Annotated in this window: 8 protein-coding genes; all 8 read left to right on the top strand. The window is 59.8% G+C overall.

Features of this window, described 5'->3' with window-relative positions:
• Positions 1-11: 11 nt before the first annotated feature.
• The 8 genes from prsR to VVD49_RS15385 all read left to right on the top strand — a co-directional run bounded on the left by prsR (position 12) and on the right by VVD49_RS15385 (position 13291).
• Positions 12-1400, top strand: coding sequence for a PEP-CTERM-box response regulator transcription factor (prsR, locus tag VVD49_RS15420; RefSeq protein WP_327600095.1), 1389 nt, complete (start codon positions 12-14; stop codon positions 1398-1400).
• Between the two features lie 111 nt (positions 1401-1511).
• Complete coding sequence (prsT, locus tag VVD49_RS15415) at positions 1512-4289, top strand: XrtA/PEP-CTERM system TPR-repeat protein PrsT (protein WP_327600094.1); 2778 nt, start codon at positions 1512-1514, stop codon at positions 4287-4289.
• 35 nt (positions 4290-4324) lie between these two features.
• On the top strand, positions 4325-5335 hold the full coding sequence (locus VVD49_RS15410; protein WP_327600093.1) for a transglycosylase SLT domain-containing protein: 1011 nt from the start codon (positions 4325-4327) through the stop codon (positions 5333-5335).
• Positions 5336-5354: 19 nt separating this feature from the next.
• The gene (locus VVD49_RS15405; protein WP_327600092.1) at positions 5355-6134 is read left to right on the top strand and encodes a S1 family peptidase; all 780 of its coding nucleotides are present in this window, start codon (positions 5355-5357) and stop codon (positions 6132-6134) included.
• Positions 6131-7657 (top strand): NAD(P)H-hydrate dehydratase, encoded by a 1527-nt coding sequence (locus VVD49_RS15400; protein WP_327600091.1) that lies wholly within the window; start codon positions 6131-6133, stop codon positions 7655-7657. Before VVD49_RS15405 ends, VVD49_RS15400 begins: the two co-directional genes overlap by 4 nt.
• Before the next feature lie 12 nt (positions 7658-7669).
• The gene (gene ampD / locus VVD49_RS15395) at positions 7670-8248 is read left to right on the top strand and encodes a 1,6-anhydro-N-acetylmuramyl-L-alanine amidase AmpD (protein ID WP_327600090.1); all 579 of its coding nucleotides are present in this window, start codon (positions 7670-7672) and stop codon (positions 8246-8248) included.
• Positions 8249-8773: 525 nt separating this feature from the next.
• The gene (locus VVD49_RS15390; RefSeq protein WP_327600089.1) at positions 8774-11671 is read left to right on the top strand and encodes a ribonucleoside-diphosphate reductase subunit alpha; all 2898 of its coding nucleotides are present in this window, start codon (positions 8774-8776) and stop codon (positions 11669-11671) included.
• A 444-nt stretch (positions 11672-12115) separates the two neighbouring features.
• The gene (locus VVD49_RS15385) at positions 12116-13291 is read left to right on the top strand and encodes a ribonucleotide-diphosphate reductase subunit beta (protein ID WP_465189062.1); all 1176 of its coding nucleotides are present in this window, start codon (positions 12116-12118) and stop codon (positions 13289-13291) included.
• The last annotated feature ends 116 nt before the right edge of the window (positions 13292-13407 follow it).

Here is a 13407-nt window from a genome sequence, read left to right as displayed (position 1 = left end):
ATGAGAATGTAATGGCAGAAAGCAATCCCGAAAAAGCGCGGGTGCTCCTTATCGTCGAGGATGACCCTGCTTTGCAGAAGCAGATGAAATGGGCTTTCGACAGCTACGAGGCTGTGCTGGCCTCGGACCGCGAATCGGCCATTGCGCAGCTGCGGCGTCATGAGCCGGCCGTAGTGACCATGGACCTCGGTTTGCCGCCGGAACCGGATGGCGTCAGCGAAGGCTTCCGTTTGCTGGAAGAAATCCTGGCCTTGGCGCCAGACACAAAGGTCATCGTGTTGACCGGGCAGCATGATCGCGACAACGCCGTACGGGCTGTCGGATTGGGTGCCTATGATTTCTTCGGCAAACCCTTCGAGCCCGAGCTACTGGTGCTCACCATCGAGCGTGCCTTCCGTCTCTATGATTTGCAGCAGGAAAACAAGCGTCTGCTCACCACGCAAACCGGTAGTGCGCTGGGCGGTTTGATTACGCGCGATGCCGGCATGCTGCGCATCTGCAGGACGATCGAGAAGGTTGCGAACACCAATGCAACGGTCATGTTGCTGGGGCAGAGCGGTACGGGGAAGGAGCTGTTGTCGCGGGGGGTGCATGAAAAATCGAGCCGCAAGGCGGAGCGCTTCATCGCCATCAATTGCGCGGCCATCCCTGAAAACCTGCTTGAGAGCGAGTTGTTTGGCTACGAGCGAGGGGCTTTTACCGGGGCAGTGAAGCAGACGCCAGGCAAGTTCGAGCTGGCGCACAAGGGGACCTTGTTCCTCGACGAAATCGGCGATCTGCCGCAAGCACTTCAAGCCAAGCTGCTGCGCTTTCTGCAGGAACGGAAGGTCGAACGCATTGGCGGCCGCGAGGAAATTCCCGTGGATGTGCGCGTTGTGTGTGCCACCCATCAGGACCTGCGTTTGCGGATAAAGGACGGTAGCTTCCGCGAAGATCTCTTTTACCGGCTGGCTGAAATCATTGTCGACATTCCTGCGCTCAGCGAGCGTCCTGGCGATGCAAGCCTGCTGGCGCATGCCTTCGTCCAGCGCTTCGCGCAGGAGATGAAACGCGGCAGCATGAGTCTGACCGACGACGCGGTTGCGGCCATCGAAGGGCACAACTGGCCGGGCAATGTGCGCGAGCTTGAGAATTGCATCAAGCGCGCAGTGATCATGGCGGACGGCAATCGCATTACCGCAGACGACCTTGGGCTGGATGTGGTCGAAGAGGACTTTGCTGCCCTCAATCTGCGCCACGTACGTGATGAGGCGGAGAAACGCGCAGTCGTCTGCGTGCTGTCACGTGTTAACGGCAATATTGCGCGTGCAGCAGAAGTGCTCGGTGTGAGTCGGCCGACACTTTATGACCTGATGAATCGCTTCGGCATTCGCAAGGACGCAGGCGGCGCCGAACAATAGGCTCCGGCCTGGTTCGCAGGGGGCCGCGGCTATCGTCACGGCCGCTCCTCCCAGGCAAAACAATTCAGGCAGCACAATCCATCAAGAATCCCGAGACAAAGGAATAACGGCATGTTCAAGTTCGACGCGCGCAAACTGGCGACAGCCTGCCTCGTAGGCTCAGTAATCAGTCTGAGTGGGTGTGGCGACAATCCAGACAAACTGGTCTCGTCGGCGCAGACGGCTTTTGACAAGCGTGACTTCAATACCGCGACGATCCAGCTGAAGAACGCTTTGCAGGTCAAGCCGGAGCATGCGGAGGCGCGTTTGCTGTTTGCGCGCGTGCTGATGGCGCAGAACGATTTCGCGGGTGCTGAACGAGAGCTGCGCAAGGCGCAGGACGCCGGCAGCAAGCCGGACGACATCATGCCGTTGTTGGTGACAGCTCTGGTTGCCCAAGGGCAGGCAGACAAGGCGATCGCGGAGTTCGGCAACAAGCAGGCCGTGACGCCGCAAGGCAAGGCGGCACTTGCCGTGGCGCTGGGCAATGCGTATGCCGCTTTGAGTGATTTTGACAACGCAGGAAAGCAGTTTTTCCTTGCCGAGCAGGCGCAGCCCGGTTTGGTTGCGGCAGGTATCGGACAGGCGCGAATCAAGCTCGCCAATGGAGATTCGGCGGCAGCGATGGCCTCGCTCGATGCCATCATCAAGGCTCAACCGAATGCGATAGAAGCCCTGCTGCTGAAAGGCGATGTGCTGGCCGCGCAGAAGAAAACCGAGGAGGCGATTGCCGTTTTCAAGTCAACGGCTGCGGGCGCGCCGGAAGACACCAGGCCGCTGCTGCGTCTGATCCCACTTTACATCCAGGGCGGAAAGCAGGACGAGATTGCTTCTGCCATTGCGGCTTTCCGGAAAATTGCTCCAAACGATATACGTGCTACATATTTCGAAGGGGCGGCGGCTCTCATTGCGGGCAAGTTTGTCGTTGCGCGGGATGCTGCGAACACGGTGTTGCGTGTTGCCCCCGACAACGATCTCGCGCTCGTTCTGGCTGCTTCCGCAAACATCCAGCTGGGTGATGCGTTGACCTCCGAGACCATGCTGCAGAAGGTGATCCAGCGTCGTCCGGAGTGGCCTCTGCCGCGGCGCCTGCTGGCACAGTCTTACCTTGCCGTGCGCGATTCGGCGCACGCGCTGGAGATCATCAAGCCAATGCTGGACAAGGGCGCCAATGACGGCGAGCTACTGAGCATGGCGGGTCAGGCATACATGCTGTCGGGAGATTTTGCCAAGGCCACCGAGTATCTGGCCAAGGCCTCCGCGCTAGCGCCCTCGTCTTCCACGGCCCAGACCCGCCTTGGCATGGCGCGCATGGCTGCAGGCGATGACGTGCGTGCCATGCAGGATCTGGAGGCTGTATCCAGCAGGGATCCTGATAGCATCGTTGCAGACACCGCCATCATTTCGACGCATTTGCGTAAAGGCGACAACGCTAAAGCAATGCAGGCCCTAGCTGCACTCGAAAAGAAGCAACCCAACAACGCGGCAACCTTCAACATCAAGGGTTCTGTGTTGTTGGCAACCAAGGACGTGGCCGGCGCACGCAAAGCGTTCGAGCGCGCACTTGAATTGCAGCCCGGCAATATCGGCGCTATCTCCCAATTGGCGCGGCTGGATGTGGTTGACGGCAAACCACAGGACGCTCGCAAGCGTTTTGACAAGCTCATACAGCAGGAGCCCAAGAATGTCCGTGCCTACGTGCTGCTGGCGCAGCTGCAGGCAGAGACCGGCGCCTCAACGGCTGATGTGCGCGCTACGCTTGAGAAGGGCGTAGGGGCGGATCCAACCAAGAACGAGGCGCGCATTGCGCTGGTCCAGCTTCTGTTGCGTGCTGGCGATACAAAGCAGGCCCTGAACGTTGCCCAGCAGGCGCAAGCGGCTGATCCTGACAACAAGGCGACGGCAAGCTTGCTGGGGCGCGTGCAACTTGCAGCGGGTGAAAAGCAGCAAGCAGTAACGACGTTCCAGAAACTCCAGAGTGCTGAACCTAATAGCCCCGCTGCACTGATTGATCTGGCGGATGCACAGCATGTTGCGGGTGACGAAGCTGCGGCAGAAGCGTCCTTGCGCAAGGCAATCGAGCTCAAGCCCGATTTCGTTGATGCCTATCAGCGCCTGGCCAGCATCCTCGTCAAGAACAAGCGTGGCAGTGAGGCGATTACGCTCGCCCAGGATCTGCAGACCAAACAACCGAAATCGCCGGTTGGCTTCATGCTGGAGGCCGAAATTGCCGCCCAGGACAAGCGCTGGTTGCAGGTAGAGACTGTGCTGCAGCAGGCTTTTCAGCGTGCCAAGACTGCTCAGATCGTCCTCGGTCTGCGCACGGCCTTGCTTCAGCAGGGCAAGACTGCCGAAGCGCAGAAGCTCGTGGCTGACTGGGTCAAGATCAATCCCAAAGACAGCAATGTGCGCATGCAAGTGGCCGAAGATGCTCTGAACGCAGGCAAGTATGCGGAGGCGCTTGAACAGCTGAAGGCTGCCAATGCGGCGACGCCCGGCAATGCTGTCGTTCTGAATAATCTTGCCTGGGCCGCCAACAAACAGTCGGATCCCAAGGCTGTCGAGTATGCCGAACAGGCATTGAAAGCGGCGCCGAAAATGCCGGCGGTGATGGAAACTGCCGGGACCATTTTCTTTGAGCGTGGCCAGCAGCAGCGCGGTCTCGCGCTACTGAAGCAGGCGGTCGAAGTCGGGCCGAAGGCATCAGCCGTGCGCTTGGGATACGCCAAGGCCCTCGCCAAATCCGGCGATAAGAGTGCCGCGCGCAAGGAGGCAACGACTGCGCTGGAGGGCGTGCCTGCCGAGATGGCTTTGCATAAGGAAATCGACGCGTTCATCAAGACGCTTTGATATCCGCGCCGGGCGATGTGAGCGGAATCAGGCTGATGTACTCGGCGCCTTGTAATTCGCTCTATCGTCCGCTGCGCTACGTGAGGTTCGTCTTTGCATTGACGGCGACGTTACAAGCGGCTGCCGTATGGGGGAGCGACGCTCCCGCTGTACCGAGCCTGTCGGACGGTGCACGCGCTGCGCTGGCGCGTAGCTACCTTGACCAGGGCAAAGCCTACGAATATGGCGAGGGCGCTGCTCGTGATCCGGAGCTGGCTGCGCGTTATTACTGTGACGCGGCAAGACTGGGCGACGCCGAGGCCTTGTACAGTCTTGGCTGGCTGTATGCGAGCGGCCGCGGCGTGGTCCGCCACGTGGGTTATGCGGCAACGCTTCTCTCCATGGCAGCGGCGCAGGGACACGTTGCTGCCGGTAACGCGCTGCGGCGTCTGGGCGAGCCTTCCGGCGAACAGCCCGAATGCATGACGAAAGTGGCGACCGCGCGCGAGGTGAGCAAGGCGGCGACAGGCTCCAGCAACGCCACGCCAGCAACGCTCGACGAGCTCGTGAATGCCGACGCCGCTGATCTCGATGCTTATATTGCCGGTCTGCCCGCCAACAAGCAGAAGATTGCCGAACTCATCCGTCTGCTGGCACCGCAGTACGGTATCAATCCGCGCCTCGCGTTGGCGATTGCAGTCTCCGAGTCCAATCTCGATCTGCTGGCGCGCTCCTCGCGTGGCGCCCTTGGTGTGATGCAGCTCATTCCGGATACCGCTGCACGCTTCAAGGTGCGCAATACTTTTGATCCAGGCCAGAACATCCGTGGCGGCCTTTCCTATTTGCGTTGGTTGCTTGCCTACTATCGCGGGGATGTGTTGCTTGCCGTCGCCGCCTACAATGCGGGAGAAGGTGCGGTCGATCGTTTTCGTGGCATTCCGCCCTTCATGGAAACAGCCTTCTACGTGAAAAAGATCTATGCCTTCTACAAGCAGCCACAGCACCCGTTCGACGCGACGCTTACCGAGCCTTCTCCCGTCGTGGCTGCCGGCATCGCAGTGCGTTGAAGCGAAGGTGCTTCGGCTAATGCTTCAAGGCATCCTCCTCGTGCTGGTCGCGTGTGCGTTGCTGGCAGGCAATACAACTGTCAATGCCGCCTTGCCGGATACCCTGCAACGCATCAAGCCTTCAGTCGTTGTGGTGGGCACCTTTCAGCGTACGCGCAGTCCGGCCTTCATGTTTCTGGGGACGGGCTTCGTGGTGGGAGACGGTAGCCTGATCGCTACCAATGCGCATGTGAAGCTGACGCAACCGCTCAATACCGAGCAGCTTGAGACGCTGGTGGTCAGCGTGCCGAGCAAGGGGGGGGCAGGAGAGGTGCGTGAAGTCACGCGTCTGGCCATCGATGAGCGACACGATCTGGCGTTGCTCAAGTTGAAGAGCGGGCCGGGTCTGCCCGCGCTGGGGTTTTCAACGACGGAGGTGCGTGAAGGGCAGGCGGTGGCTTTTACCGGCTTTCCGATAGGCAATGTCCTTGGCCTGTATCCGACTACGCATTCAGGCGTCATTTCGGCTGTGGCACCCACCGGCGTTCCGCGGCCGAACGCCAATCGACTCGATGGTCCGCTGATCCGCCAGCTGGCCGACTCATTTCCTATCTACCAGCTCGACGCAATCGCATATCCCGGGAGCAGCGGTAGCCCTTTGTTCGAGCCGGAGACTGGGCAGGTCATCGGCATCATCAATTCCGGGCTGGTCCGCTCGGCACGCGAGGCCGGGTTGAGTAACCCGACAGGTATTACCTACGCCATCCCGGTCGTGCACCTGCTGAATCTGATGAACGAGCAGCGGGGTGTGACGCGTTGAGCGCCGTCGGGGCTCATTCGCTTGCTGGTGTAATCCTGCGTGCCGCTGAAGTGCGTGAGGTCGAACGTCAATACGCCAATTTGCAGCCTGCTCTGATGGAAAGGGCCGGGCAGGCGGCGGCTGAAAGGGCGCAAGCACTTCTAGTAGACAAGCAAGGCTGCGTGCTGGTGTTGGCGGGGCCCGGTAACAATGGTGGTGATGGTTTCGTAGTCGCGCGTCTACTGCGTGCGGCGGGCTGCGATGTGGTGATGGTGTGCGCTGCCGATGAGACCCGGATGCCCGCAGATGCGCGTGCGGCACGACTGGCATGGCAAGCGGCTGGCGGTCAGACCGTGACGGATTTTCTGGGAGGTCAGTGGGGCCTCGCCATTGATGCGCTGTTCGGCATCGGCCTGACTCGCCCACTCGAAGGGCGTTACGCGGACTGGATTGCGCGCCTCAATGCCTTGAGCTGCCCTGTGCTGTCGCTTGATGTGCCCTCGGGTATCGATAGCGACAGCGGGCGCGTCATGGGCGTTGCCGTGCGTGCGACCCATACTTCCAGTTTCATTGCGCTCAAACCTGGTTTGCTGACGCTGGATGGTCCCGATCATTGTGGTGAGCTTGCGCTACACGCGCTGGATCTGCCGCCGTCGTCGGCGGAAGGGCGAGTGCTGGAGCGCGCGCATTTCGCCCAGGGCTTGCGGCCGCGTGCGGCAAATTCTCACAAGGGCAGTTATGGGCAGGCCGGCGTGATCGGCGGCGCTGCGGGCATGCTTGGCGCCGCTTTACTTGCAGCACGTGCCTGCCTGTATGGCGGAGCTGGTCGTGTCTATGTGGGCTTGCTCGATCTCCAGGCCCCCACTGTGGACGGCATGCAGCCCGAGTTGATGTTGCGTCCTCCGGGAGATCTGCATCTGCTGTGCAATGCGCTCGCGTTGGGACCCGGCATGGGGCAGTCGGAAGTCGCCGGACAGCAGTTGCGGCGTGCGCTCGGTTTTTCCGGCCCCTTGGTGCTGGATGCGGATGCACTCAACCTGGTGGCCTCGACACCGACGCTGCAAACCATGCTGACCCAGCGCGAATCGCCCACTTTGCTGACACCTCATCCGGCGGAAGCTGCGCGTCTGATGCAATGCGCGTTGGCCGAAGTGCAGTCCGATCGCGTGACGATGTGCTGCGCACTGGCGCGCCGCTATCGCGCCCATGTCTTGCTCAAGGGTGCGGGTAGCATCGTCGCCTTTCCGGATGGGCGCTGGTTCATTAATCTCACCGGCAATGCGGGGCTCGCCAGCGCGGGCAGCGGCGATGTGCTGACTGGTCTGCTCACCGCCTTGCTTGCTCAAGGCTGGAGTGCCGAAGCCGCTTTGTTGGGTGCGGTGCATCTGCATGGCGCAGCGGCTGATGAGCTGGTGAGCCATGGCGTCGGGCCGGTAGGCTTGACTGCCGGCGAACTGGCCCCCGCTGCCCGCCGTTTGCTCAACCAATGGGTCGCCGCCGAGCAAGCTCGCAGCCGCGGGACTTCTTTTTCGTCTCACGACTGACTCTGTATCGCCATGCCAGCCTTGCAATGGATTGCTCCTCTCGATGACGACGGCCGTATTCCGGGTGCGCATTTCGTCGCCTCTCCCAATCACGACGAGCGACCGGAAGGGGGCGGCGTTGACCTGGTCGTCATCCACGCCATCAGCCTGCCGCCCGATCAATTTGGCGGTCCGGGCGTCGAGCAGCTATTCACCAATCGGCTGGACCCGGACGAGCATCCGTATTACGCAAGCATCGTGCAGCTGCGCGTGTCCGCCCACTTCTTCATTCGTCGTGATGGCAGCCTCATGCAGTTCGTGCCGACCGCCCGACGCGCCTGGCACGCTGGCGTGTCGAGCTGGCAAGGGCGCGAACGCTGCAATGATTTCTCCATTGGTATCGAGCTCGAAGGCAGTGACACGCTGCCATTCCGCGCCGAGCAGTACGATTGCCTCAGTCGCCTGCTGCTACGCATCCGCGAACGCCATCCGCTGGCCGATATCTGCGGGCACAGCGACATCGCGCCCGGCCGCAAGACGGACCCGGGGCCATTCTTCGAGTGGCCCCGCTTGCGTGCGCTGCTTGCAGCGCAGGGCGCCGCCTCTGGTTGAGCTGCCTGGCATGAATGGCCGGGGTGTTTCATGAAGCCGCGGCCTTCCGGATGAGGGCTCCCGGAGGATCACTTTGCGCTGGTTCCAGCGTTTGTTTTCTCTGTCGTCTCTGGCCCGAATTCCGGGTGAAAACTCTGCCGCACTGGCGTCGCCGGCAAGGTGAGAGTCCGTATTGACGCGCGCTGAATCTGACGCTCGCTGGCGTCATTCCTTGCTCTGCGCAATCGTCCCTGGCCAGGTTCACATCTTGGCGCATTGCACAACGCCAAAACAATAAAAATCCTGCTTGTCAGTTACCAGAGCCACCACTAGAATTAGTCGCAAGTGGTCACTTCGCTACTACATCTAGTAGGTTTCCAGCTCGGCAGATTTCACGAACAAGAGTGACTGCTGGAGAGGGAGGGCAAGCGAAGACCAAGATTTCAAGCCAGTTTGCAAGCGTTTTCAAGTTATCCAGTCACCCAGATTCTGTTGCCAGCTTCGTGAGGGGTTGAAGCAACGGAAGCATCATCAAGGAGAGAGTTCATGCAGCTTGCGATCGACGCGCAACAGCCGTCCTTTGTCGCCACGAGCGGCGTCATCCCTACCAGCCAGTCTTCGGCGACGGATTACGCGGACTACAAGATCATCCGTCGCAATGGTGCGGTGGTGCATTTTGAGCCGGCCAAGATTGCTGTGGCGATGACCAAGGCGTTCCTGGCCGTCGAAGGCTCGCATGGTGCGGTATCTGCACGTGTGCGGGATGTCGTCGGGCAGTTGACCGATGGCGTCGTCAACGCACTGGTGCGTCGTCAACCGAATGGCGGCACGTTCCATATTGAAGACATCCAGGATCAGGTCGAACTCGCGTTGATGCGTTCAGGCGAGCACGATGTGGCGCGTGCCTATGTTCTCTATCGCGAGAAGCGTTCGGCCGAGCGCGCTGCGGATGTTGCCCAGCACGCCCAGACAGCCGCCGAGCCTGCATTGCACGTGGTCGAGAACGGTGTTCGTCGTCCGCTGGACATTGCCGCACTGAAGCGTCTCGTTGAGTCCGCGTGCGTTAACCTCGGCGATCACGTCAGTGCCGAGCCTATCCTTGATGCCGCGCTGCGCAATCTGTACGACGGCGTGCCTGGTGAAGAAGTCCGGAAGGCGTTGATCCTCGCGGCTCGCACGCTGATCGAGAAGGACCCTGACTATAACTATGTAACGGCTCGCCTGCAGCTCCATGAGATCCGCCTCGAAGTGCTGGGTGAAGAGGTGCAGCAAGACGATATGCAAACGCGTTACGCGGAATACTTCCCGCGTTACATCAAGGTTGGTATCGGCGCTGAACTGCTGGATCGCAAACTGGGTGAGTACGACCTGGCTCGCCTTGGCGCCGCCATTGATGCATCGCGCGACCTGAAGTTTGGCTACCTTGGCCTGCAAACCCTGTACGACCGCTACTTCCTGCACATTGAAGAGCGTCGCATCGAACTGCCACAAGTGTTCTTCATGCGCGTTGCCATGGGCCTGGCGCTCGGTGAGGTCGATCGCGAGACGCGTGCCATCGAGTTCTATAACGTGCTGTCGACCTTCGACTTCATGAGCTCGACGCCGACCTTGTTCAATGCCGGCACGTTGCACTCGCAACTGTCGTCCTGCTACCTGACAACGGTCGATGACAGCCTGGAAGACATCTATGGCGCGATCAAGGAAAACGCCATGCTCCAGAAGTTCGCTGGCGGTCTCGGCAACGACTGGACGCCGGTGCGCGCACTGGGTGCCCGTATCAAGGGCACCAATGGCAAGAGCCAGGGTGTCATTCCTTTCCTCAAGGTGGTGAACGACACGGCCGTCGCCGTGAATCAAGGTGGCAAGCGCAAGGGCGCGGTCTGCGCGTACCTCGAAACCTGGCACCTCGACATCGAGGAGTTCCTTGAGCTGCGCAAGAACACCGGTGACGAGCGTCGTCGCACCCACGACATGAACACGGCCAACTGGATTCCCGACCTGTTCATGAAGCGTGTGATGGATGCCGGTGAGTGGACCCTGTTCTCGCCTTCCGACGTGCCTGATCTGCACGACAAGTGGGGCAAGGCTTTCGAAGAGGCTTACGTCGCCTACGAACGCAAGGCCGATGCAGGCGAGCTGAAGCTGTTCCGTCGCCTGCCTGCCTTGCAGATGTGGCGCAAGATGCTGTCGATGCTGTTCGAGACGGGTCACCCATGGATCACCTTCAAGGATCCTTGCAATATCCGTTCGCCACAACAGCACGTTGGTGTGGTGCACAGCTCCAATCTCTGCACGGAGATCACGCTCAATACTTCCGACAGCGAAATCGCCGTCTGCAACCTGGGCTCGGTCAACCTGCTGGCGCACCTGAAGGACAGCGGCAAGGGTGGCAAGGAGCTGGATCACGACAAGCTCAAGCGCACGATCCGCACTGGCATGCGCATGCTCGACAACGTGGTGGATATCAATTTCTACGCCGTTGGCAAAGCGCGCAATTCCAACCTGAAGCATCGCCCGGTTGGCATGGGCATCATGGGCTTCCAGGACTGCCTGCATGCGCTGCGCGTGCCGTACGCATCGCAAGAGGCAATCGAGTTCGCCGACCGTTCGATGGAGACCGTGTGCTACTACGCATACTGGGCCTCGACCGATCTGGCCGAAGAGCGCGGTCGTTACTCCAGCTTCAAGGGCTCGCTGTGGGACCGTGGCATCCTGCCGCTCGACTCGCTCAAGCTGCTCGAAGAGCAACGTGGTGGCTTCGTCGAAGTGGATCGCTCCGCGACGCTCGATTGGGAAAGCCTGCGTCAGCGCATCCACAAGGTCGGCATGCGCAACTCCAACTGCGTCGCCATCGCGCCGACTGCAACCATCTCCAACATCGTGGGTGTGGATGCGTGTATCGAGCCGACCTTCCAGAACCTGTTCGTGAAGTCGAACCTCTCCGGTGAGTTCACCGTCACCAACGAAAGCCTGGTGCGTGATCTGAAGGCGCTCGGTCTGTGGGACGAAGTGATGGTTGCCGACCTGAAGTACTTCGACGGATCGCTGGCCAAGATCGATCGCATTCCTGAAGAGCTGCGTCGTCTGTATGCGACCGCGTTCGAGATCGAACCGAAGTGGATTGTCGAAGCCGCTGCACGTCGCGCCAAGTGGATCGACCAGGCGCAGTCGCTCAACATCTACATGGCCGGTGTGTCGGGTCGCAAGCTCGATGAGACCTACAAGCTCGCTTGGCTGCGTGGCTTGAAGACAACCTACTACCTGCGTGCGATGGGTGCGACAGCGGCAGAGAAGTCGACGGGACGCGGTGGTGAGCTGAATGCTGTGCCGGTGAGTGGTGGCATCAGCGCGGCAAGTGCCGGCAGCATCAACACTGCGAGCGAAGAAGTTGTCGAAGCGAAGTTCTGCTCGATCGACAATCCTGAGTGCGAGTCTTGCCAGTAAGTTGCTGATGAAGGGTCTGCTTTTCGGGCGGCGATGAGCTGCTTCGGAAAGTGACGATAAGCGTCACATGAATCCTCTCTGCGATGTCTTGCGCGAATGCAAAACACATCGCAGGGGAGGGTGGCGCAGTGATTTTTTTGCTCGCAAGGAAACGCTTCGCGAGTGTGATGGAGTGGTCGACGACAAAGATGTGCTCGCAACGTGTGCGCGCAGTCGATCAAAAAGTGTTGTGTATCGAACAACTGTTGCCTTGCAGGCTGTTGCGCTGCAATGGTTTGCAGAGTGGTTTGCGTAGATGCTTGTCTGGCGCGGCTTTGCGGGCAGTTGGTGAAAATGACAAATGAGTTGATCGCGTGGAGAGCCGCGCCAGTACTGGCGATCGGCGGTCAACTCGAAGTAGAAAATGTTTGCATTCAAATGCAAAATCATCTAAAGGATAATGGCATGCTGAACTTTGAAAACGATATTGATGTTGTGAGCACGAACTCATCGCAGGCAAGACTGCAGACGCAGTCGTCCCTGTCGCAGGGAGCGCATTCCCTGGCGAGTGCTGCATCGGTTTCGTCGACACATGCCAGCGACCTTGAGGATGGTGACGAATTTCGTCGCATCAACATCGCTGACAAGCGAATCATCAATGGTGCGACTGACGTCAACCAGCTCGTGCCGTTCAAGTACAAGTGGGCTTGGGAGAAGTACCTCTCCACGTGTGCCAACCACTGGATGCCGCAAGAGATCAACATGTCGCGCGACATCGCGCTGTGGAAAGATCCGAATGGTTTGACTGACGATGAGCGTCGCCTTGTGAAGCGCAACCTCGGCTTCTTCGTCACGGCCGACTCTCTGGCTGCGAACAACATCGTGCTCGGAACCTATCGGCATATCACCGCGCCTGAGTGCCGTCAGTTCCTCCTGCGCCAGGCTTTCGAAGAGGCCATCCACACGCATGCCTACCAATACATCGTCGAGTCGCTCGGTCTGGATGAGGGCGAGATCTTCAATGCGTACCACGAGGTCGCCAGCATTCGTGCCAAGGATGAGTTCCTCATCCCGTTCATCGACATCCTGACCAATCCGCACTTCAAGACCGGCACGCACGAGACCGATCAGCAACTGCTGCGCTCGCTGATCGTCTTCGCCTGCATCATGGAAGGCCTGTTCTTCTATGTTGGCTTCGTGCAGATCCTGGCGCTGGGTCGCCAGAACAAGATGATGGGCGCTGCCGAGCAGTACCAGTACATCCTGCGTGACGAGTCGACCCACTGCAATTTCGGTATCGACCTGATCAACACCATCAAGCTTGAAAACCCGCATCTCTGGACGCCGGAGTTCCGCGAGGAAATCCGCGACCTGATGCAGCAAGGTGTCGAGCTTGAGTACCGCTATGCCGAAGACACCATGCCGCGCGGCGTGCTGGGTCTGAATGCTTCCATGTTCAAGGAATATCTCCGCTTCATCGCAAACCGTCGTTGCCAGCAGATCGGCATCGATGCGATTTACCCAGGAGCCGAGAATCCTTTCCCATGGATGAGCGAGATGCTGGACCTCAAGAAGGAACGCAATTTCTTCGAGACCCGCGTCATCGAATATCAAACAGGTGGAGCACTGAGTTGGGATTGATCTCCTGCTTGCAGAATCCTTTTCGACTTTCGAGCGCCCTTCGGGGTGCTCACGTTCACCCACCGCATTGCGGTGGTCAATGTGAGCAGTCCTCAAGTATTGGCAGCGCGTCCCGT

This window comes from Uliginosibacterium silvisoli (assembly GCF_036017035.1).
GTDB classification, from domain to species: Bacteria; Pseudomonadota; Gammaproteobacteria; order Burkholderiales; family Rhodocyclaceae; genus Viridibacterium; species Viridibacterium silvisoli.
Note: the sequence above shows the minus strand (reverse complement) of the source record. Positions and strands in the feature narration are given on the sequence as shown.